Source organism: Streptomyces sp. NPDC001219 (assembly GCF_053597915.1).
This window is the reverse complement of the sequence record NZ_JBSFJF010000015.1, coordinates 45,770-64,921: the sequence shown is the minus strand read 5'-3', so window position 1 is coordinate 64,921 and position 19,152 is coordinate 45,770. Positions and strand designations below refer to the sequence as shown.

Sequence of the window (19,152 nt, the reverse complement as noted above, 5' to 3'; positions counted from 1 at the left end):
AGCCGTCGATGCGCGGACTCCCATGCCCGCGGCATCGGCCGTAAAGGGCTCAGCCGCAATACATGATCTGAGGGTGTCCGTGCTCGACCATCTCGCCGCACTCGCGCATTCCGACTGCCTCCAGCAGGCGGCGCGAGGCTCGGTTCACGGTCTGTGTGACGGCAACGACCCGGTCGGTTCCGGGCAGGCTTCTCGCCCACGCGAGGGCGGCGGCCACTGCCTCGCGGCCGACGCCAGCCCCCCAGTGCTCGGGCAGGAGAGTGTAGGACACCGCGGTGGCACCGCGCCTGGAGTGCGGGTCGATGGTGATCATGCCGATCGTGGCGTTCGTATCGCGCGCCGTGATGGCGAAGGCTCCGGGACTGCCCGGAAGGGTGCGACGCCGCACGGCGATCTTCGCCTCGCTCACCGGCCCGCCCAGGTATCGCCGCACCCGCTCGTCTCTCCAGAGCCGCTCGGCAACGCGCAGATCGTCCTCGGCGACGGGACGCAGAACGAGTCGCGGCGTCTGCACGTTGGCGGGCCACCAGCTGCCGTCTGTTGTACGGACGAGGTCATGCATTCACCGATCCTGGCACTACCGGCGGGGCACTCGGGCCGGTTCGGCGCGAATGGCCCACAGCCCTGCGGCCGGGACTCACTCCACCTGCACAGATGCGACAGAAATCGAACACGTGATGCAATAGTGGGTATGCAATGCCCTTCGTTCCCTGAGGACCTTCTCGCCGCGCAATGCGCCTGGGACCGTACGTACCGGGCCCTCGCGGATCCAGCGCGCCGCGGAGGGACGACCGTGCTGCGGCGGCGCCTGCTGCAGCTGTCGGTGCAGGTGTGGTGGCACCCATACCGGTCGTCCCGCGGTGCCGGATGCGGCGAGCGGGTGGCCCTGCGCGGGCGGGCGAAGCAGCTGGAGTCCGGGGCGCAGTAGATGGACCGCGGCGCCGAGGATCAGCCGCCGGCCGGCGCGCTGGCTGAGATCACCCTGGTCTTGCCGGACGGGCAGACCGTACGCGTACGGCTTCATGAGAGGCGTGAGACGCGGGGGCCGCACCCGTGGCGCTATCGCATCGGGGTGCCGGCTTGGGTGGCAACGCAGGCGGGCGTGGAAGCAGCCGAGTACGGGGTCTGGGTCACATCCGATCAACTCCAGCCGATCGAGGGGGTGGATCTGTCCCGTGTACCGACGCGTCGGCTCCCACCAGAGCTTCCGCCGCCGCGGCCCACGGGGTGGGTTGCGCTGTCCGACCCGAAGCGGCGTGGCGGAACGGTGGTGCACGAAGCCAGCTGCCGGCGGGCGGGTGGAGGAGGGGTCGAGCTGGGCGTGATGGAGGCGCTCGACGCACTGATGCGGCCGGGCGCGCGAGCCTGCCACGACTGCGACGCCGCCGCGGTACTCAAGCCCGCGCTGGAACTCGGAACGGGGCACGCCTAGCGCGTCGACTGTCGGCCTCACCCGCTCTGGCTCTTGCCGGAGCAGTGTCAGTCGGGCGCCGGAATGCGATCACTGCTGCTCAGGGGTGGCATGGAGGCATGGCCGCCATCACGAGACTCCACATCACCTTCGGGCTGGTCTCCATACCTGTGTCGGTTCATTCGGCGACCGAGCGGCGCGCCGTACCCCTCCATCAGGTTCATGCCAAGGATGGTGCCAGGATCCGGCAACGGCGCATCTGCGAGGCCGAAGGCGTCGAGGTGCCGTACGAGGAGGTGGCCCGTGGCTACGAGGCCCCGGATGGCCGCACCGTCGTGCTCAGCGAAAGCGATCTCGCGGATCTGCCCCTTCCCAGCGTGAGGGCGATCGAGGTGCTCGGCTTCTTGCCGTCCGACGAGATCGACCCCCTCGCGCTGGACAGGTCGTACTTCCTGGGTGTCGAGGGAGCCGGAGCCCGCCCGTACCGGTTGTTGCGGGACGCGATGAAGCAGAGCGGCCAGGTCGGAATTGCCCGCATGGCTCTGCGCGGCCCAGAACGCCTCGTGGCCCTGCGGGTCCGCGAGGAGGTGATCGTCGCGCAGATGCTGCTGTGGCCAGACGAAGTGCGCTCCGCTGAAGCCTTGGTGGCCCCTGCTCCGGAGCCGCGACGCCAGGAATTGCAGATGGCCCAGACCCTGATGGCTTCGCTTTCGGAGGACTTTCGGCTCGACGAGCAGCACGACCACTACCGGATAGCTTTGGACGACGTGGTGACGGCGAAGCTCGCCGGGCAGGAGCCACCGCATGCCCCTGCGACGCCATTTGGGCCGGTGGTGGACCTGATGGCCATGCTTCAGGAGAGCGTTCGGGCTGCACAGGGCACGCGCTGCTCGAAGACGAGGAGACCGCCTGGTCCCGGCCGTCAGAGCGGTTGACGCTGCGGTTGCACACCAGCGAGCTGCCGCGGGAACCGGTGAGTGATTCTCGGCGGAGGCCAGCATTGGGCAGTGCGGCCAGCGGGCGCGAGGGAGCGTAGCTGCATCCCACACGCCGGGGAACCGCCGATTGCCAGGCGACTTTGACCGTTCCTAGTCACGACCGCTGGTGGTCCGCGTCATGCTCCGGCGCCGGCTGCGGCGCCGGCGCTTCTCGGAGCGCCGCACCAGCTCGCTCGTGGCGAGCGTCACGGTCACCACGCGGCGGACCCAGCGGGGGCCGCCGCGCTCCGCCCACACCACACACGCACACCCGCCGACGGCGAGCACCACGACGCCGAGCAGTACCAGATTAATCACGCTCTTCCCCCCTGTGTTGAGTCGTACGGTCCTGCTGATCGTCTCAGGCCAGGACGGGCCCCGACGGGACGTCCGACCGAAGCGACATCTGGCCCACGGCCTCTCCTCTTCATGTGGGAGGACCATCGGTCAAGATCAGTGGCAGAAGGCTGCTGGCCGTCAGAACCTCCGGCGAACGGCCAAGATCTCGCACCAGAGGTCAATGGAGTGACTTCCGCCACATGGAGGAAGTGACGCTCGGTGCCCTCAACAGCCCTGACCAGCACGCTTGTTGCGCTGTCCCATATAGCTTAACCACAACCCCCTCAAGGGGTACATTAGGGCAAAACGGATTTATAGTACGGTCCTCGCATGGTCATCGATGTGCAGATCGCACCCGCCTCCAACTCGTTCCTGGCCGTCCTGACGGTGCTGTTCGCCGTAGCCCTGACGCACCCCGACCCACAGATCAGGGGGCGTGCAGAGCGGCTGTTGGTGGCGATCTTCCGAGCCCGGTAGTACGGCGCGAGCGCCAACCTGAGCCCCACAGAGACCCCTACGGCAGGCGCCGTCTCCACGAGGCGTCGAGCAGGGCCCGAGCCGAGGCGCGCACCCACGACAATGCCCCCGGAATTGCTGATTCCGGGGGCATTTCGTGGGTGGGTGGGGTCAGTTCGCGGCAGGGCCGTCGTCGGTGGAGTCGTCCGTACGGCGCCGGCGGGTCACGGCGAGGGTGCCTGCGCCGGCTGCCAGGAGCACTCCGGCACCACCGAGCAGCCACGGGGTGGCGTTCGCTCCGGTGTGCGCGAGTGAGCCTTCGGGGGTGGGGGCCACGCTGGTCGATGCGGTCTGGGCGGGGGGGCGGGGTGTCCGAGGCCGAGGCGCGCGGCTTCGGGGTGTCCTCGTCCTTGCCGGGCTTGTCCGCGGTGGGCTGGTGGGTCGGCTTCTGCGTGGGTGCTGGTGTGGTGGCGGTCGTGGCGTTGGTGACGGTCACGGTGACGGGGCCGCCCGGACTGGCCTTGAATGCTTTCGAGGGCTTGTAGATCTTGTAGCCGTTGGGTGCCTTGATCTGCTTGGCCCAGAAGTCGCTTCCGGTAGGGGAGTTGATGGGCAGCTCACCGCTGGCGGTGCCGTCGGAGCCGGTGGTCAGGGTCAGGAGGGTCTTGTCGTCGGTGCCGATGTCGACCGTGGATCTTGCCAGTGGCTTGCCGGTCTCGTCGTCCTTGGCCTTCAGCAGGACCGAGGCGGGCTTGAACGGATCGATGATCGTCAGCGGTGTGTCTGCGCCGGGGGTGACGATGACGTCCTGGTCGTCGACCGTGTCGTGGAACTTGCTGCCGCTGGAGACCTCCTTGAGACGGTAGGCCCCTGGCGCCAACCCCTTGAAAGCGAGCTGCCCCTGGGAGTTGGTCTTGCCGCTGCCTGCCTCCTTGCCCATGGAGTCGAACAACGTGAACGTGGCCCCGGCGAGGACGTCCCCTCCGGGGTCCTTCTTCACGATGGCGACCGCGCCGCTCTCCGAGGCGTTGAGCAGTGTGGGGACAGTGGAGTTGAACGGGGCGGGGCCAGGGCTCTGGGCGGAGGCGGCCGGGGCCCACGTCAGGGTGCCGGCTATCGCCGCGGCGACAGCTGCGGCGACAGGCATACGACGGGCTGAACGGGTGCGCAAGAAGGTCTCTCCAAGGGAAGCGAGCGGAACAGCGGGTGAGTGAAGAGGCTCCGGGGACTGGCGGATGGTCAGCGAGTACGCGGCGCGACAGGTGCGGCGGCTGGCTTCGGCAGAGCAGGGCGGGACGCCGTCTGGCGGGCTGAGGTGCGGTCCGGCGTGTCGGGGAACCAGATTCGGGCGTACTGCGTGATCGCGGTGCTCAGTCCGGTGCCCTGCGCGCCCTTCCACGGCGGCTCGATGGCACTGAGTCGGTCGTTCCAGTCGCGGAAGACGCCGTAGCCGTCTCGGCCGGCGGTGAGGTCGCGGGCCGCGTCTCGGCGGGCGAAGGTGCCGTGTTCTGCGAAGGGGAGGATCGCGGTGTCGATGACGCCCTGGTCGGGGTGGATGACGCGCAGGCGCACACCATCGTACTCGCCGTGGCGGATGGTGGGGGCGAAGTCGATCCGCAGCCGGAGCACCGAGTCGGGCTGCGGGGTGGCGTAGTAAGCGTTGCCGACGACGGCGTGCTCGTCGAAGGGCAGCGCGAGGACGTTGCTGAAGAACTGTTCTACTTGCAGGGACACTTGGGCTCTCGTTTCAGCGGCGGCGGGCCGCGGGCCGGGCGGGGAGGGCCGCCGACGGGGTCGTTGTGGTGCTCCAGCGCGGGACGCTGCGTGTGGTGAGCGCGGGCCGCCGGGGAGCGGTGCGCCGGACGTCGAGAGGCGTGGGCACCGGGGGCGGCGGAGGCTGGACGGGGGCGAGCTGGGCGTGTTCGCGCAGACCGCTCATCAGTGCGTCCTTCCAGCGCGGCACGGGCGCGGGGTCGGACACGCTCTCGGTGATGGCCTTCACCAGCGGGATCGGCGTGTTCGTGGAGGCGGTGGCGTACCAGCGGGCGTATCCGTTCTTCGGGCCTCCCCACAGGTACCAGCGGGCCTCAAGGGTGGTGAGTTCCTCCTCCGCATCGAGCGACCCGGTGACGTACTCCAGTCCGGCCATACCGTCCGGGGTCTGCAGTTCCAGGACGCCCCATCGCGGGTGCGGCATCTTCCACCCGCGGTTGATCAGCGGGGCGACGGCGTGGAAGGCGTCGAGTTCGGGATCGGACGGGTCGGGCCGGGCGAGGTAGCGCTCGGGGCCGTCCTGGTATGCCTGGGCGAGAGCTGTGGTGAAGGCGGTGACGAACTCGGTGGGGCAGTTGTCGTTGAAGCTGACGCCCCAGCTGGGCGGACCGAAGCGGTCCTGGTAGGCATTGATCCTCCACAGTCCGTCGTCGTCTCCCTCGGGCAGGTATCCGAGGCGGACCCGACGGTCGGGGGCGGTGAGGTAGAGGTTGCCGAGGTCGTCGTACGTCAGCTCCCAGCCGAGCCCCATCAGAGGTTCAAGGGCCGGGTCTCCTGAAAAGGTGCTGCCGGCGAGGTAGCGGGGGAAAACGTAGACGTCTCCGTCGATGTCGGGATCGAAGTCGGCCAAGTGGGCATCCGGATGTTCGGGGCGGGCGGACGCGATCGGCGGTCTAGGCGGGGGTGATCTGGACGGCCAGGTGCCGGTACGCCTCGGTGGAGCGGGCCTGCGCCGCAGCGGCGCTGGACCCGGTGGTGATCAGGTAGCCGATGCGTGCGCTGAACATGTCACCGTGCGGCGGAAGGACGAGGCGGTCGCCGACCTCACGCTGGAAGCTCACGCGCTCAAGCCAGGGGAAGTCCCCGTCGAGCCGGCGCTCGGCGAGGATGCCGGAGTAGGCGGGATAGATTAGCCGGATCGCCGCTGCCTGACTGCGCGTTGGCGTGAGGTCGGGCGTCTGTCCGCAGGCGACGTCCGCGGCGGCGCGGGCCAGATCGACGCCGGTGGCCAGGTGGACCAGGTGGCTGATCATGTCGCCGGCGATCCGCGCGTTGACCTCGACGAGGCGGGCACGGCCGTCGACCACGCGGATCTCGACGTGGGTGACACCGTCGCTGATGCCGAGCGCGTCGATGGCCGCGACGGCGGCCGGGGCCACGGTGACAAGGAGCGGGTCGTTCGCGTCGACCACGTGGGCCAGCTCCTCGAAGTACGGCGCGCAGCCGACTGTCTTGCGGGTGACAGCGACCACCGTGGTCTGTCCCCCGTGGGTGACGCATTCGACGCTCACTTCCGGGCCATCGAGGTACTCCTCGACCAGGACCTGGGTGCTCTCCACTCCGTGGCCGGCGGCCTGCGCGGCGAAAGCGTACGCGGTGGGCAGTTCGTCGGCAGCATCGACGCGGATGACGCCCATGCTCGCGGCGTGCGCGGCGGGCTTGAGGACGACGGGGTAGCCGATGCGCCGGGCGGCATCCGCCGCCTCACGCTCGGTGCGCACGTTCACCGATGTGGCGGAGGGAACTCCGTGGCGGGCGAACAGGCTCCGGCTGGTGTGCTTGTTGCGGCAGCCCTGGAGCACCTCGGGGGCTGTGGTGGGCAGGCCGAGCCGGCGGGCCAGGCGGGCGACGGGGACGAGATACCACTCAGTCCACGTCATCACGCCGGCCAGTTCGTACCGCTCAGCGAGTACGCGTCCGGCCTCGGTCAGCGCCGCCTGATCGGCGGGGTCAGCGACCTCGTAGTCGAGGAGGAACTCCTTCTCCCAAGTCGGCGCGGCGCCGGAGATCAAGACGACGTCGTAGTGGGCGGCGACGTTCGCAAGGCACGTGCCGCGATACGCATGGGCCTCCATGTCAGCGGCGGCAACGACCAGGACGACGGGGCGAGAGGACAACAAGGCTCCAAACAGGGCGAGGGCAAGCAGAGTTGAGGCACGCGGTCAGGGGGTGCGGCGGCGGCGCAGCTCGAAGGCCGGCGCCCAGCGGGGGTGGTCGTTGATCAGCTTCCGGGCGTAGAGCGCAGTGAAGCTGTTGTTCAGGCCGCGCACGCCTGGGGGCAGACGCCGGCGCAGGTCCTCGAACAGGGCCTTCAGCCCGACCCGGGTGGCTCCGGCGGCGAGCCGATCGGCCGTCAGGCGCTCCAGGGCGCGGTAGACATAGGGGTGCTCGGCGTCGAAGGCCAGGAACCGTTCGGTGAGCGTCGGGCGCGAGCCCGCTCGCGACGAAGGCCGGGATATGGGCAGGGCGTGCGGGTCGGCGGGGGTGTGGGACGTGGGCATGGCAGCGGACTCCGGGTGAGCAGGAGGTGGCTGGGGCGGTCAGGCGAAGGAGGCGCGCAGCCGGGTGAAGGTGGTGAACAGGCCCAGGGCCTGCACCACGGCACAGAGGGTGATGACGTGGCCGAGCTGGGTGGGCGGCACGGTGGCGACGAGGACACCGTCGAGGGGGAAGGGCAGCAGGAGCAGCAGGATGGTCAGCGACAGGGTGGCGCCGAAGGTGTCCGCGGGGATGAGGCGGGAGCGCAGGGTCCGCAGCACAACGGTCATGCCGCCCTCACCGGCCATGAGCACGGCGATCAGGGCGAGATAGGTGCCGTAGGTGTCGGCGAAGGAGATGGCCAGACACGCGGTGGCGGCGATCGAGGCGGACAGGGCACCGACCGGCCAGAGGCCGAAACGGTCGATGGCTCGGCGGCACAGAGCGACCGCGACGAGGGATGCGACGGCGGCGACCGACCAGATGAAGCCGACGTCGGCCGTGGAGTGTCCGAGCTGTTTGACGATGATGACCGGGGCGGCGGCTTGCAGCAGGCCGACGGCGAGGTTGGAGACGGCCAGTCCGGTCACCAGCCAGCCCAGGGCCGGCAGCGAGCGCAGGGTCGACCAGCCGGTGAGCAGACCCTGGAGGACCGGCTGTCGTGCGGGCTTGGCCAGGTGGCACTGGCGCGGGGCCAGGACGCTGGTGAGCAGTGAGAAGACGGCGATCACCATCAGCATCCCGGCGGCGCCGGTCCACTGCAGCAGTACGCCGGCGAGTGCGGGGCCCGCCAGGGTGGCGACCTGGTCTATGCCGAGGAGCACCGACTGCACGCGGTGGGCGCGGGCGCCGGTCTCACGGCCGGCGACGCCGCCTGCGGTCTCGGCCGCGATGTACGAGCACTCGGTGACGATGCCGGTGGACGCGGCGAGCAGCATGACGGTGACCGTCGCGCGGAGGCCCTTTTCCTGCGACGGCAGGATCAATGCGGCGGCCAGAACGACCAGGGCCCGCGCGGCGGAGGCGTAGCGCAGGACGGCGGTGGTGCCGTGGCGGTCGACCAGCGCGCCGGCGAAGGCGAACGCGCCCAGGCGTGGAACCCATTCGAGCGCGAAGGCGAGTCCGCTCAGAGCCGCGGAGTTGGTGGTGGCCAGCACCAGCAGCGGGATGCCGTAGGTCGTCATGGCGAACGCGGCGGCGTCCGTGCTGCGCGGCAGGTAGATGCCGCGCAGCAGGGTGGGCACCGGCCGGTGGTCACGCCGGGGTCCGACACGGGATCTCACGCCGCGAGCCCCGATTCCTCCGCCGCACCGAAGGAGCAGGCACCTTCCTGGTGCAGGACGCGGGGATGCGCCGTGAGCCACTCCGACAGTGCCTCCTGCGGCGCCGAGTGCCCACTCCCCGCGCTCGTCGGCTCGGAGCCCTGGAGCTGGAAGGTGTGCTGGACGCGAGTGACGAAATCACTGCTGGCGCTGGGGAACTGATGGCTGCGAGCCCAGCGGGCCGCCGTGTCGTACACCTCGGCGAGGTCCTCGCCAGCGGCTGTGAGCCGGTAGCGGTCGGGGGCCTGCTGGTCGGCGTGGACCAGGCCGAGGTCGCGTGCGGTGTCGATGGCGCGGCGAAGCTGCGCGCGTGAGAGGTCGCCGAAGGCGCCGAGCAGGCTGCCGCGCCGGTGGCTGATGGGGCCGTTGTCGTCGATCTCGGTGACCAGGCGGATCAGGCCCGGCAGGGTCAGGGTCCGGATCGCACGGCGTTCCTTCAAGAGGCTGGAGGGCAGGGGGCGAGTCATCGGCGCGGACCCCCTGCCGGGGTGACGGAGCGGGCCGGTATCTGGTGGGAAAAGAGGTCGCCCGGCTTCCACGCAGGCCCGTCCGGGGATGTGGTGGCAAGGGCTGGGCTCGCCGACCGTGCGGCGGGTACGGGACGAGCCGGAACGCGGGTCGGGGTGGTGGCCCAGGGGCCGGAACGGTTCTGCGACGGGGCGGAGCCCTGCGCCCGAACCGGCCGCGCGCCGGACTCGGCAGCCGGGGCGGCCCAGGCGGAGATCGCCTGGAAGACGGGAACGAGGGCCTGGCCGCTGGCGGACAGCTGGAAGTTGCCACTGCCGGTGGCCGTGACGAGACCATCTTCGACCAGACGGTCCAGCGGCTTGTAAACGGCCGTCAGCCCGTAGCCGGGCATGGCCTCAGTGGTCAGTGCCTTGGCGTTCGCGCTGCCCCGGCTGTGCAGGGACCACAGGATCGGGGTGGCGTGTCGCGGGGCGATCAAAGCGAGGGTGTCGTCGATGTTCTGGGCCGGAGCGATCCGCTCGGGCTCCTTCTCGCCGGTGGCCTTGTTGGTGACGACCTGCTTCTCCAGGTAGGTGTCACCCCAGGACGCGATCACGGCCAGGACGGGCATCAGTTCGGCACCGCGGCGTGTGAGTCCGTAGGTGACGTGGCGCGGGGCGTACTCCGTGCGTTCGACCACCCCGGCGTTGGTCAGCTGGCGCAGCCGCGGGTGAAGTTGGCCGTCGTGCAGCCACGGCAGCCTCGGCTTGATATCGGCGTAGCGCAGCGGCTTCGCGGAGAGGGTCATCAGCACCCACACGCTCCAGCGCGGGGCGAGCAGATCCAGAGTCTTGGTGACCCCCGAGAGGTCGTCTTGGGTGGTGTGGGGCAGACCGGTGGTGGCCAAGGAAGGGGCTCCTCAAGCGGTACGGGCGGATCAGCGGGAGCGGGAGGAGACGGGCGCCGGGGCGGCGGGTCCAGGCACAGCAGGCGGTGGGGTGGCGGGGGCCGCTGCGCGGCGCAGTCCTCCCAGGACCGCGCCTGTGGCCTTGGCGTAGGCGTCGCGGGTGGCGACGGACTCGGCGATACGGCGGGCGCAGTCGAGGATGTGACCGGCGGCGTGGCGGCCTATCTCCCTGTCAGGGGAGATGAGTTCGCGCAGCCTCTCCAGCTGGAAGGCGATGTTGCGTTCGGCGAGGTCGAGGTCGCTGCGGCTGCCGGTGAGCGCGCCGAGCAGGGTGGCGTCCGGGGTGTTGTCGGCGAGGGCTTCGAGTTCGGCGAGCGGCTGGCCGAACAGTTCCTCGATGCGCTCAGCAAGGATCTGGGACGCGGAGTGCGTGATGGCGTCGGACTGGGGCAATCGGCAGGTCTTTCAGGGGCGGCGGGTCTGCACCGCCCCGGCACCACGGGTCGGTGGGACGGGCGGAGCGGTGGCGGTGACCTTCAGCTGGGTTTTCTGAACGGGTCGGCTGGGGTGTTGGGCGGGAGCCGGCATGGTCTGCAGCAGGTCGTCGAGTGCGGTGATGTATCCGTCGCGAGCGGCCAGAGCCGCCTCCAGCCACTGGGCGTCCCACCGCAAGTCCTCGGCGGACAGGGCGCCCATGTCGCCGTCGGCGGCGGTGGCCTCGTGGACGCGATCCCGTACACGGGCCACCTGCTCCTCGGCGATGGCGAGGAAGCTGCGCAGCTCCAGCGCGCGTTGCAGTGCAGCCGAGACTCCGGGGTGTACAGCCTGCGCGTACAAGGTGGCGGGACGGGCGCCGAAGGCGTTCTCCAGTGCCTGGTCGCGGCTGGTGGGCTTTGCGATGACGCTCATCGGGTCACCCCGCGCGGGGCAACGCCTCGCAGGCCGGGCAGCCCGGGGACGGTGGTGGTCAGGGCCGGCGCGCGACGGGCGTCGGGGGATGTACGGCGCCACACTGCCGGGGCGCCGTCGAGGAGGTGGTTCACGACCATGGCGCGGCCGTCCCGGGCGGCGACCGCGGTGTTGACCTGCTGGGCCAGTTCCATGACGGGGTCATCGAGTTCGCCGGGCTGGGTGCCAAGGGCGTCGACGAGCGCGTCCTCGGCGGTGTCGAGTGCGTCCTGGGTTTCGGTGAGCAGGCCGTACCAGCGCACGATCGTTGTGGCCTCGGGGTTGGCCTGTGGTGACGCCGTAACCGCTCGACGCAGTTCGGTGAGAGGCATCTGGAATCGGTTCTCGATCCGCTCGGTGATGACGCCCATCACGTCTTCGCTGAACTCGGGCACGGAGGGTCTCCTTTCGTTCGCGTCACAGGCGGGAATTGAGCACCGGCGCATCCGGTGCTGTAATGCGGAATTGACTGCTGGGCTACTGGTCCAGGCACATGACGGCGTCGCGAGAGACGTAGGTCGCGGACACCCACCCCTTTGCATCGGTGTGCACCGTGTGCAGGAGCGGCTTGATGGCCGACCTTCCTGCACTGGGGGCTGCCGTGCTGGTTGTGAGGGCTAACACAGGCGGGAGGGCGAGCGCGCCGAAGACGGCTATGCGGGTCGCATTCATGGGGAATTGGCTCCATGGGTGAGGGAAGGGAATGCGGAAACGGACCCGGGCTGCTGCCGTTCGGGCCGAGAACAAGAATCCGGAGAATCCCCGGTTTCGGTAACCGGGGATTGCGTGCTACGTTCCGCCCCGCCTCCCCCACCGCTGGCATTTCGCCCGGCGGGAAAAGAAGAAGCGGTGAGGTGCCCGTGAGTTCACCGGCGCGGTCCGCGTGGCGGTGCGGGGCGCACAGGCAGAGCGGGGATACCGGCAGTGGTGTGGCGGGGCGCTGGCGAGGCGGTGGGCAGCGGGGGCTTCTCACCGCGCCAGTGGCCTTCCCACCACTGAGTGGCAGCCTCGAAGGTCTCGAAGCCGCCCTCGCGCAGGGTGTGTGTGCAGGTGTCGGTGTCGACCTCTTCGAGCAGCACGCGGAAGGGCAGCGGCGCCTTCTCGTCGAGAGCGCGTAGCAGCGCGGTGATCTCGATCGGATCGGCGTCGTGGGTGTAACTGGTCAGCAGGGCGAAGTGGTCGCCGTCGCTGCGCAGCCGCTTCTCCAGTGCGCGTGTGGCGTGGTCTGCGGGGTCGGTTCCCATGCCAGCGGTGAGGAGGATCTTGTCCTCGGGGCAGCCGCGGGCGATCAGCCAGGACTGGGCCATGGACAGCAGCGGCAGCATCCGGTGAGTGAAGCGGAAGGTGTGCGCTGCCGCATCGCGCTTGAGGTGAAGGGCGACGAGCTGCGGTTCTCCCGGGATGCCCCAGGTGACGGCGCGGTTGTGCATCACGTAGAAGCTGTGCTCGCCGTCCTTGGTGTGGTGCTCTGCGAGCAGGGTGAGGTCGTCCTGCTCGATTTCGATGTGCTGCCAGAACTGGTCGGCGACGTTCTGGTCTCGGGTCGCCACCGTGAGCCGGTGGGTGACGAGGTTCTGGTGCAGTTTGGCGCCCTGGGCGATAGCGAGCAGGGCCGCGATGTCCTTCGCCGGCACCTGCCGCGGCACCTGCCGCGGCGGTGCGGCCTCGATCGGCCGCAGTGCAGCAGCAGTCTTGCCTTGCTGGACGTCGCGCTTGTCGATGGCGGCGGCCAGCTGGTCCACCGATCGCTCGATCCGGGCCAACAGCGCGTGATCTACGGGGAACTCGCCGGAGGCCAGGCGGGCGAGTCGCATGCGGTGGAAGGCGACGTCCCGCTCGGCCCGCACAAGGTCGCGGTGTGCGTCCGCCACGGCAGAATGCGCCGCGTCGAGGAGACCGTCGTCGCGATACCGCCCCAGCTCTTCGGGGCTGCGGCCCACGGCGTTCTCGATCCGGTGTTCAAGGGCAGTGAGCGTCTGACGGGCGGGCGAGGCTACGGGGGATGAGGTCAAGGGCAAGCGGCTCCACTGAAAGGGCGAGGGTCGGGCCCGAGCGCGTCCAAAGCGACGCGGACCTCGACATGCGGGCCGTCGCGGGTGCGCCGGGTGGGCCCCAGACGCTCCATGAGGCGGAGCATCGGGGCGTTGGACGCCTGGGTGTACGCGGTGAGGGTGTGTGCTCCGCGTGTGCGGGCGGCCCCGGCCGCCCGCAGGGCCAGGGCAGTTCCGATGCCCTGACGGTGTCCTTCATCGGCGACCTGCAGCCCGAGATCGACGACGCCGGACTCCCCGCTGACGGGACCGACGCAGACGAGGGCCAGGGGGCGCTCGTCTGCGTCGAGTCCGATGCAGCACTGGGCCTGGGTGAGCAGCCGTGTCAGGTCACGGGGCGTGAGGTGGGTTCGCCCCCAGCGGCGCAACAGACTCTGTTCGGAACACCGGCCGTGGAAGGCCGCAACCATGTCCCAGTCCCCCGCCGTCACTACCCCAGTCCGTGCGAGGGCAGGGTGCGTCAGCAGGAGCAGTTCGGACGGGCGGCCAGCAGGTCGCTGTGCCGGTAGGCCCGGTAGCGGCTGCCGTCCGCCGCACGCGGCTTACGGGGCTGGACTCCGTAGGGGCGCAGGAGCAGGGCGAGCCGGATCGGGGTGAGGTCGGCGTAGCGCCAGCGTCCCTCGGCCGCGCCCGGCAGTTCGCGCAGGCTTGAGACCAGTTCCGTAGTGCTGACGTAGTCCGCTGCGCCCAGGGTGTCGAAGGCATCGAGGCAGGCGCGGATGATCGTCTGTGGACGGCTCGGGCAGGACAGGAATTCCTCGCACGCCTCCTCCGGGAGGTCTTCGAAGTCCTCCAGGCCCTCCAGGTCTTCGAAGTCGTCGAAGCCGTCGAAGTCCTCGTAGTCGTCGAAGTCAGGGTCGAAGTCGGGCTCCTCGTCCTCCGTCGGGTCGTACTCGCCCGGCGGTTCGGGCTCGCCCGCGGCGGCAAGGCTGCAGGAGGCGGACAGCAGGGCGTTCAACTCGACGCCCGCCGCCATCCGTTCGACCAGCAGGTCGGTCAGCGTGTCCAGCCGCTCGGTGGCACTGACTGCGGGAAGGTCGGCGGCGGACAGCTCGGCGAGCTGCCGGTCGAGTTCCTGGATCTCGACGGCCGCGTCGAGGATGGCGCGGTGGTGCGGGTTCTCGGTGATCTCGGCCGGCGCCAGGACGGCGGCGGCGACCTGGTCGATCAGGGTGGGGAACTGCTTCAACGAACGGGGCCCTTCAGGGTCGGGGATAGTGCGGGTCGGGGAGGGCCGGGCATCGCGGAGGGCGGTGGTCCCGGCTTGGGGATGGGCTGGCGCGTGGCCAGTTGCGGCGAGCGGGTGCGAGCGGCGTGGGTGCGCTCGCCCATGGGCGGTCGGCTGATACCGAGGCGGGCGCGGGCCGTGTCGTACACGTCGTGCGCCTCGCGCGGACGTAGGGCCACCACGTGGATCTCGGCGGTGTGCGTGGAGTGCGCGGGCGCCCGCCGCTGGGCGTAGACGATGCGCCAGGCGTTGCGATGATCGACGTAGAGCTTGCGGCATCCCGCCAGGTCGCGGGTGAGTTTGGCGCCGAACAGACGGGCGCTGACGACCTCCTGTAGCTGGGCGAGTGCCAGGTCGCGGATGTCGCTGGGGGCCGCCAGGAGGTCGTTCAGGGCGCGGGGATCGAAGGAGAGACCGAAGGCCGGGCGTACCTCGCCGCCGGTCATCCGACAGCCTGGCCTGGTTCGCCGTCCTCTTCGGACTTCTCCTGGACGGAGGTGACGGTCCGGTTCGAGGGCGGCGGGCCGGGCAGCAGGCGGTGGGCGGGCCGATCTGGGTCCGTCATGCACGCCGATAGGGGTCCGCCGGCAGCCCGGATGGTGGCCATGGCGTGGGTGAGGAAGTCCCGGTGCCAGACGAACAGCCCGGACAGTCCGGCTTCGGGGTCCTTGTGCTGCTGGTAGGCCAGCCACAGGGCGTGGAGCCAGCCGACGACGTCGGCGTGTTCCTGCCACTGCTCACACCACGGCGCGGCGGTCGTGACCTCTGCGCCGTAGACCCGGACGAGGAAGTCATCGACCCAGTCGGACAATGCGTCAAGCTCGTCCTCGTACTCCTCGCCCTCCAGCTCGAGGATCGGGCGGGGCTCGGGTGGGGCGGGCTGCGGAGGCAGTCCCGCGAATCCCGGCATGCCGAAGGCGTCGAACGGTGAGTCCGCAGGCGCAGGCGCGGAGGAGAGGCTGTCGATCTGTCGGGCCTGCTCTGCGGATCGGTCCAGCAGCTTGCGCACGCTCGCCTCGATACTGTCCAGGTCCGAGTCCGGCAGCCGAACCGGTTCCGTCTCCCCGTCCTCCGGGGGGTTTATGGATTCAGGCACGAAAAGGGCCTCCTTGGAGCCGCAGCCATAGGGCGTGAATTGCGGACCCAACCATCCGGATAATCCCCGGTTTCGGTAACCGGGACTTCGCTGCTATAACGCCTCGCGCGACACGGCCAGCGCATAAAGGCGGACGCAACGAAGGTCGTGCCGCGCGACAGGAGAAACTCAGGCCGCGAGAGTCAAGTCGTCCTGTGTCAGGATCTGTTGCTGGGTTTCGGTGAGCCGGTCGGCGGCGATCTCGGCGTAGTGCTTGGTCTTCTCGATACCGATGAAATCTCGGCCTTCCAGCAGCGCGGCGACGCCCGTCGAACCGGAGCCGCAGGTGAAGTCGAGCACTGTTCCGCCCGGCGGGGAGATCTGGACCAGCTCACGCATGACGGAGACCGGCTTCTGCGTGATGTGCTGGCGCGCCTTGCCGCTGGGCTGCGAGGCGCTGTAGAGGCCCGGAAGGTAGACCGGGTTCCGGGAGGCGTCGATCGGCCCGTGGCTGGCCCAGACGATGAATTCGCAGTTCTGCGTGAAGCGCCCCTTCTGCGGCCTGGCCTGGGGCTTGTGCCAGGCGAGCACGCCGCGCCACAGCCAGCCGGCGGCCTGGAGGGCGTCCGTGGTGATCGGCAGCTGACGCCAGTCGGTGAAGATCAGCGCGGTGCCGCCGACCTTGGTGAGCCGGAGTGCCTCGGTCATGGTCTGGGTCAACCAGAAGCCGTAGCTCCTCTGGTCCATGTTCTCGCCGGTGAAGTCCGGAAGCTCATGTCCGGCGTCGGCGGAGGTGTACTTCTGTCGTGCACTGCGGGAGGTGCGCTCCTTGGCCGTCCGCCCGCCACTGTTGTACGGGGGGTCGGTGATGACGGAGTCGACACAGCCGTCCGGAAGGCTGGCGAGGACGCCGAGCGCGTCGCTCTGATGCAGGGAAAAAGGCAAAGAGGTACCCCAATTCGGGTCGGGTGAGGTGAGGGAGAGAAGCTCCGGGTCGCCCGGATATCCCGCGGGACCAGATGCGGGCAGGAAGGCACCGCGGTCCGCGCAGCGGGAGGGGCGAGGGGAGGAGCCAAAACTGTAGGGCACGATCCCCGGTTGAGCGCTATCGCCGCCGAAAACCCCGGAATTGAGCCTTGATCGCCAATGATTTCGGCAACCGGGGATCCGCCCTTACTGTTTTGGAACTGCCCGGCGAACACCGCCGATGGCGCATCCCCGCTCCTGCTCTCATGGAGGCATCCCCATGTCCTGGCACACCTGACCCGACGCCCGTATGTGTGCGAGCGGCAACTCGCGCACGTGCATTAGGGCCCCGATTCACCCACCACCCAGCAGTTGCGCCCTTTCCTCAACACCGCACGCGCTGCTGGGACTTCACCAAGGACCTCGTTGTGACACCGCTCTACCCACCCCTGCCCTCAGCCCGCCTGCCGGACGGTGACCGTCTGCCGGGAGGCGGCCCGGGTTGAAGGGCATAGCCGCCTGCATCGGCGTCGTCGTCCTCTCTCCGTTCCTGCTCGGCGGCACCGCCCTGATGGTGGCGTCCTCCAGCGAAGCCGCGGCCACCACGTCCCTCAGCGGATGCCTGACCGGCATCGACACCGACGAGGTGACCAGCAATGTCACCAAGATCCTCGACGGTGCTGACGGCAAGGGCGTCCGCATCCAGGGCCTGGACCTTCCGGCCGAGCAAGTCCCCAACGCTCAGACCATCGTGGCCACCGGCCTCAGCCTCGACGTGCCCGTCAAGGGGCAGATCATCGCGCTGGCCACCGCGATGCAGGAGTCACGGCTGCGCAACCTCAACTACGGCGACCGCGACAGCCTCGGACTCTTCCAGCAGCGCCCGTCCCAGGAGGTCTGGGGTACCGCGCAGCAGATCCGTGACCCGGTCCACGCGAGCGAGCGCTTCTACAAAGCCCTGCTCAAGATCGACGGCTGGCAGCAGATGAAGGTCACCCAGGCCGCCCAGGCCGTCCAGAAGTCGGGCAAGCCCGACGCGTACGCGCAGTGGGAGGACCTCGCCACCGCGTTGCAGAAGGCCATCGCGAAGACGTTCCCGAACGCCGGCAAGAACGCGCCCGCCAAGGACCATGACGAGGAGTCCGTAGCCAGCGGCGCAGGGTGCGCGCCAGGCAAGGACGGCAGCTCCTTCGGGCGCATCCCAGAGGGCAAGGTCCCGAAGGGCTACAAGATCCCCAAGGGCGCCGACCCCAAGGCCCGCAAGGCCATCGAGTGGGCGATGCACCAGCTCGGCACGCCCTACCAGTGGGGCGGGTCCTGCACCGACGCCCACGGCCCCGACCCGATGCGCCGCTGCGACTGCAGCTCGCTGATCCAGCAGGCGTACGCCCACTCGGGCGTCAAGCTCACCCGCACCACATACACGCAGGTGGGCGAAGGCAAGGCCGTCTCGGCGAATCACCTGAAGCCCGGTGACCTGATCTTCAGCCGCGGCAGCGCCGCCCGGCCCGAACACGTCGGCATGGCGCTGGGCGAGGGCCTCGTGATCGAGGCGCCGCGCACATCCAAGCCCGTCCGGATCACTCCGATCAAGGACTGGGACATTCTCGCTGCCCGCCGCGTCCTCTGACGCCGCGCGCCGCCCGGACACCTCCCGGGCCGCGCCGCCGGGCCCTTTTCTCGCGCCGCGAGCGCACCCCCTCTCCTCCCTCTTTCTCCCCTTCCGCCGGCCCCTGCACGGCCTGCGCACGCAAGGAGCCCCGCCACACCTATGCCCATACCTCTCGCAGACCGCGCTGCCGTCTTCCTCGCCTATAACCCAGGCATCTCCCCCAAGGGCGGTGGTCTGCCCGGACTGAGCGTGCTGAAGAACGTCGTCAGCTCGATCAACATGTTCGGGATCATCGCCGTTGTCGGTGCCCTGGCCGTTTCCCTCGGCGTGTGGGCCTGGGGCCACCACACCGGTGGCCACCAGGCAGAGGCGAACGGGAAGAAGGGCGCGGTCGTCGCGGCCGGCGCCGCGCTCGGCCTCGGCGCCGCGAACGGCGTCGTCGCGTTCTTCTCGGCCCTGGGGTCGCAGGTCCGTTGATGCAGAAACGATTCTCCTCTCTGTCCGGGTACGGCGTGACCTGGTCGGCCAACAAGCGCATCGTGACCGTCGCACTGGTCATCACCGCGCTGCTCGCTCTCGCCGCGACCGCCGCCTGGATCACCGGCCGCGGCGAGGACAGCCAGAGCCGCCGGACTCCGGCCCCGGCCGGCAGTTCCTCGCCCTCCGAGGCCGCGCCCGGGCCCGCGGCCGGACCGGGATCGGTCCCCCGGCCGCCACGGCTCGCGGAGCCGGTGGCCTTCGCCAAGGCGGCGGCCCGGATGCTCTGGTCGTACGACACCCGCGACACCAGCCGCGACCAGCAACTCGCGGGCATGCGCGCGTGGATGACCAAGGAGGCCAGGTACGCCGACTGGGCGTCCGTCTCCGGCCAGGTGCCCGACCCGCTGCTGTGGTCCCGCATGGCCGACCAGGACCAGCACGCCACCGGCAGGGCCGCCGAAGGCCACTACCCGGGCGCGTTCAAGCAGGCCCTGGCCGAGGACCCGTCCGCGATCACCGAGGCGTACATCTACTTCGTCACCGTCAACGGACGGCAGCAGATCGAGTGGAGCAAGGGCGGCGGCGGAGCCGAGGAGCGCGCCGTGACCCTCGCCGTGCAGTGCCGCCCCCACCACGACTGCCGCCTCGCGGCCATCGCCCCCAGCGTCACGCAGTGACCCGC

General features: G+C 69.9%; 26 protein-coding genes. 7 read left to right on the top strand and 19 right to left on the bottom strand.

The window, feature by feature from the left end; genetic code table 11:
• Positions 1-49 precede the first annotated feature (49 nt).
• Positions 50-562 carry a GNAT family N-acetyltransferase gene (locus ACWC9R_RS12510; RefSeq protein ID WP_450730977.1) on the bottom strand — a complete coding sequence of 171 codons (513 nt, stop codon included), beginning with the start codon at positions 560-562 and terminating at the stop codon, positions 50-52.
• A 231-nt stretch (positions 563-793) separates the two neighbouring features.
• On the opposite strand from ACWC9R_RS12510, the gene ACWC9R_RS12505 reads away from it, so the two are divergent.
• From ACWC9R_RS12505 to ku, 3 genes are all read left to right on the top strand, one after another.
• Positions 794-928 (top strand): hypothetical protein, encoded by a 135-nt coding sequence (locus ACWC9R_RS12505; protein ID WP_450730975.1) that lies wholly within the window; start codon positions 794-796, stop codon positions 926-928.
• Positions 929-1,432 (top strand): DUF6233 domain-containing protein, encoded by a 504-nt coding sequence (locus ACWC9R_RS12500; protein WP_450730973.1) that lies wholly within the window; start codon positions 929-931, stop codon positions 1,430-1,432.
• 98 nt (positions 1,433-1,530) lie between these two features.
• A complete protein-coding gene (ku, locus tag ACWC9R_RS12495; RefSeq protein WP_450730972.1) occupies positions 1,531-2,346 on the top strand; it encodes a non-homologous end joining protein Ku in 816 nt (271 codons plus the stop codon).
• A 153-nt stretch (positions 2,347-2,499) separates the two neighbouring features.
• Here the strand turns inward: ku and ACWC9R_RS12490 are convergent, their stop codons facing one another.
• Entirely contained in the window at positions 2,500-2,706 is a 207-nt protein-coding gene (locus ACWC9R_RS12490; RefSeq protein ID WP_450730970.1) for a hypothetical protein, read from the bottom strand.
• A gap of 351 nt (positions 2,707-3,057) precedes the next feature.
• On the opposite strand from ACWC9R_RS12490, the gene ACWC9R_RS12485 reads away from it, so the two are divergent.
• Complete coding sequence (locus ACWC9R_RS12485) at positions 3,058-3,204, top strand: hypothetical protein (protein ID WP_380932653.1); 147 nt, start codon at positions 3,058-3,060, stop codon at positions 3,202-3,204.
• Positions 3,205-3,241: 37 nt separating this feature from the next.
• Here ACWC9R_RS12485 and ACWC9R_RS12480 read toward each other — a convergent pair whose 3' ends face one another.
• The 17 genes from ACWC9R_RS12480 to ACWC9R_RS12400 all read right to left on the bottom strand — a co-directional run bounded on the left by ACWC9R_RS12480 (position 3,242) and on the right by ACWC9R_RS12400 (position 16,357).
• Positions 3,242-4,330 carry an MSCRAMM family protein gene (locus tag ACWC9R_RS12480; RefSeq protein WP_450730968.1) on the bottom strand — a complete coding sequence of 363 codons (1,089 nt, stop codon included), beginning with the start codon at positions 4,328-4,330 and terminating at the stop codon, positions 3,242-3,244.
• 92 nt (positions 4,331-4,422) lie between these two features.
• A complete protein-coding gene (locus ACWC9R_RS12475) occupies positions 4,423-4,917 on the bottom strand; it encodes a hypothetical protein (protein WP_450730966.1) in 495 nt (164 codons plus the stop codon).
• A 13-nt stretch (positions 4,918-4,930) separates the two neighbouring features.
• Positions 4,931-5,806 carry a DUF317 domain-containing protein gene (locus ACWC9R_RS12470; RefSeq protein WP_450730964.1) on the bottom strand — a complete coding sequence of 292 codons (876 nt, stop codon included), beginning with the start codon at positions 5,804-5,806 and terminating at the stop codon, positions 4,931-4,933.
• Between the two features lie 43 nt (positions 5,807-5,849).
• Positions 5,850-7,031, bottom strand: coding sequence for an ATP-grasp domain-containing protein (locus ACWC9R_RS12465; RefSeq protein WP_450731107.1), 1,182 nt, complete (start codon positions 7,029-7,031; stop codon positions 5,850-5,852).
• A gap of 87 nt (positions 7,032-7,118) precedes the next feature.
• On the bottom strand, positions 7,119-7,457 hold the full coding sequence (locus ACWC9R_RS12460; protein ID WP_380932659.1) for a hypothetical protein: 339 nt from the start codon (positions 7,455-7,457) through the stop codon (positions 7,119-7,121).
• A 39-nt stretch (positions 7,458-7,496) separates the two neighbouring features.
• Entirely contained in the window at positions 7,497-8,717 is a 1,221-nt protein-coding gene (locus ACWC9R_RS12455; protein WP_450730962.1) for an MFS transporter, read from the bottom strand.
• Complete coding sequence (locus ACWC9R_RS12450; protein ID WP_450730961.1) at positions 8,714-9,196, bottom strand: hypothetical protein; 483 nt, start codon at positions 9,194-9,196, stop codon at positions 8,714-8,716. Before ACWC9R_RS12450 ends, ACWC9R_RS12455 begins: the two co-directional genes overlap by 4 nt.
• A 23-nt stretch (positions 9,197-9,219) precedes the next feature.
• A complete protein-coding gene (locus tag ACWC9R_RS12445; RefSeq protein WP_450730959.1) occupies positions 9,220-10,110 on the bottom strand; it encodes a winged helix-turn-helix transcriptional regulator in 891 nt (296 codons plus the stop codon).
• A gap of 30 nt (positions 10,111-10,140) precedes the next feature.
• The gene (locus ACWC9R_RS12440) at positions 10,141-10,563 is read right to left on the bottom strand and encodes a hypothetical protein (RefSeq protein ID WP_450730957.1); all 423 of its coding nucleotides are present in this window, start codon (positions 10,561-10,563) and stop codon (positions 10,141-10,143) included.
• Between the two features lie 12 nt (positions 10,564-10,575).
• Positions 10,576-11,019, bottom strand: coding sequence for a hypothetical protein (locus tag ACWC9R_RS12435; RefSeq protein WP_450730955.1), 444 nt, complete (start codon positions 11,017-11,019; stop codon positions 10,576-10,578).
• Positions 11,016-11,453, bottom strand: coding sequence for a hypothetical protein (locus tag ACWC9R_RS12430; protein ID WP_450730954.1), 438 nt, complete (start codon positions 11,451-11,453; stop codon positions 11,016-11,018). Before ACWC9R_RS12430 ends, ACWC9R_RS12435 begins: the two co-directional genes overlap by 4 nt.
• 471 nt (positions 11,454-11,924) lie before the next feature.
• Complete coding sequence (locus ACWC9R_RS12425) at positions 11,925-13,070, bottom strand: hypothetical protein (protein ID WP_450730952.1); 1,146 nt, start codon at positions 13,068-13,070, stop codon at positions 11,925-11,927.
• Entirely contained in the window at positions 13,067-13,519 is a 453-nt protein-coding gene (locus tag ACWC9R_RS12420; RefSeq protein WP_450730950.1) for a GNAT family N-acetyltransferase, read from the bottom strand. The genes ACWC9R_RS12425 and ACWC9R_RS12420 overlap by 4 nt, the downstream gene beginning before the upstream one ends.
• Before the next feature lie 50 nt (positions 13,520-13,569).
• Complete coding sequence (locus ACWC9R_RS12415) at positions 13,570-14,298, bottom strand: DUF3631 domain-containing protein (protein WP_450730948.1); 729 nt, start codon at positions 14,296-14,298, stop codon at positions 13,570-13,572.
• The gene (locus ACWC9R_RS12410) at positions 14,295-14,783 is read right to left on the bottom strand and encodes a hypothetical protein (RefSeq protein ID WP_450730947.1); all 489 of its coding nucleotides are present in this window, start codon (positions 14,781-14,783) and stop codon (positions 14,295-14,297) included. Before ACWC9R_RS12410 ends, ACWC9R_RS12415 begins: the two co-directional genes overlap by 4 nt.
• Positions 14,780-15,334 (bottom strand): DUF4913 domain-containing protein, encoded by a 555-nt coding sequence (locus ACWC9R_RS12405; protein WP_450731105.1) that lies wholly within the window; start codon positions 15,332-15,334, stop codon positions 14,780-14,782. Before ACWC9R_RS12405 ends, ACWC9R_RS12410 begins: the two co-directional genes overlap by 4 nt.
• A 267-nt stretch (positions 15,335-15,601) precedes the next feature.
• On the bottom strand, positions 15,602-16,357 hold the full coding sequence (locus ACWC9R_RS12400) for a DNA-methyltransferase (protein ID WP_450730946.1): 756 nt from the start codon (positions 16,355-16,357) through the stop codon (positions 15,602-15,604).
• 523 nt (positions 16,358-16,880) lie between these two features.
• Here ACWC9R_RS12400 and ACWC9R_RS12395 point away from each other — a divergent pair.
• The 3 genes from ACWC9R_RS12395 (at position 16,881) to ACWC9R_RS12385 (ending at position 19,147) form a co-directional block, all read left to right on the top strand.
• Positions 16,881-18,008, top strand: a complete 1,128-nt coding sequence (locus ACWC9R_RS12395; RefSeq protein WP_450730944.1) for a C40 family peptidase — start codon at positions 16,881-16,883, stop codon at positions 18,006-18,008.
• A gap of 141 nt (positions 18,009-18,149) precedes the next feature.
• A complete protein-coding gene (locus ACWC9R_RS12390) occupies positions 18,150-18,467 on the top strand; it encodes a DUF6112 family protein (protein WP_450730943.1) in 318 nt (105 codons plus the stop codon).
• Positions 18,467-19,147, top strand: a complete 681-nt coding sequence (locus ACWC9R_RS12385) for a hypothetical protein (RefSeq protein ID WP_450730941.1) — start codon at positions 18,467-18,469, stop codon at positions 19,145-19,147. The genes ACWC9R_RS12390 and ACWC9R_RS12385 overlap by 1 nt, the downstream gene beginning before the upstream one ends.
• Positions 19,148-19,152 lie beyond the last annotated feature (5 nt).

Bases quoted from the DNA above. Each gene is read 5' to 3' on its own strand.
- ACWC9R_RS12390 (WP_450730943.1), top strand. From the start codon at position 18,150: ATGCCCATACCTCTCGCAGACCGCGCTGCCGTCTTCCTCGCCTATAAC.
- ACWC9R_RS12480 (WP_450730968.1), bottom strand. From the start codon at position 4,330: ATGCCTGTCGCCGCAGCTGTCGCCGCGGCGATAGCCGGCACCCTGACG.
- ACWC9R_RS12410 (WP_450730947.1), bottom strand. From the start codon at position 14,783: ATGACCGGCGGCGAGGTACGCCCGGCCTTCGGTCTCTCCTTCGATCCC.
- ku (WP_450730972.1), top strand. From the start codon at position 1,531: ATGGCCGCCATCACGAGACTCCACATCACCTTCGGGCTGGTCTCCATA.
- ACWC9R_RS12500 (WP_450730973.1), top strand. From the start codon at position 929: ATGGACCGCGGCGCCGAGGATCAGCCGCCGGCCGGCGCGCTGGCTGAG.
- ACWC9R_RS12435 (WP_450730955.1), bottom strand. From the start codon at position 11,019: ATGAGCGTCATCGCAAAGCCCACCAGCCGCGACCAGGCACTGGAGAAC.
- ACWC9R_RS12420 (WP_450730950.1), bottom strand. From the start codon at position 13,519: ATGGTTGCGGCCTTCCACGGCCGGTGTTCCGAACAGAGTCTGTTGCGC.
- ACWC9R_RS12385 (WP_450730941.1), top strand. From the start codon at position 18,467: ATGCAGAAACGATTCTCCTCTCTGTCCGGGTACGGCGTGACCTGGTCG.
- ACWC9R_RS12465 (WP_450731107.1), bottom strand. From the start codon at position 7,031: ATGGAGGCCCATGCGTATCGCGGCACGTGCCTTGCGAACGTCGCCGCC.
- ACWC9R_RS12510 (WP_450730977.1), bottom strand. From the start codon at position 562: ATGCATGACCTCGTCCGTACAACAGACGGCAGCTGGTGGCCCGCCAAC.
- ACWC9R_RS12485 (WP_380932653.1), top strand. From the start codon at position 3,058: ATGGTCATCGATGTGCAGATCGCACCCGCCTCCAACTCGTTCCTGGCC.
- ACWC9R_RS12460 (WP_380932659.1), bottom strand. From the start codon at position 7,457: ATGCCCACGTCCCACACCCCCGCCGACCCGCACGCCCTGCCCATATCC.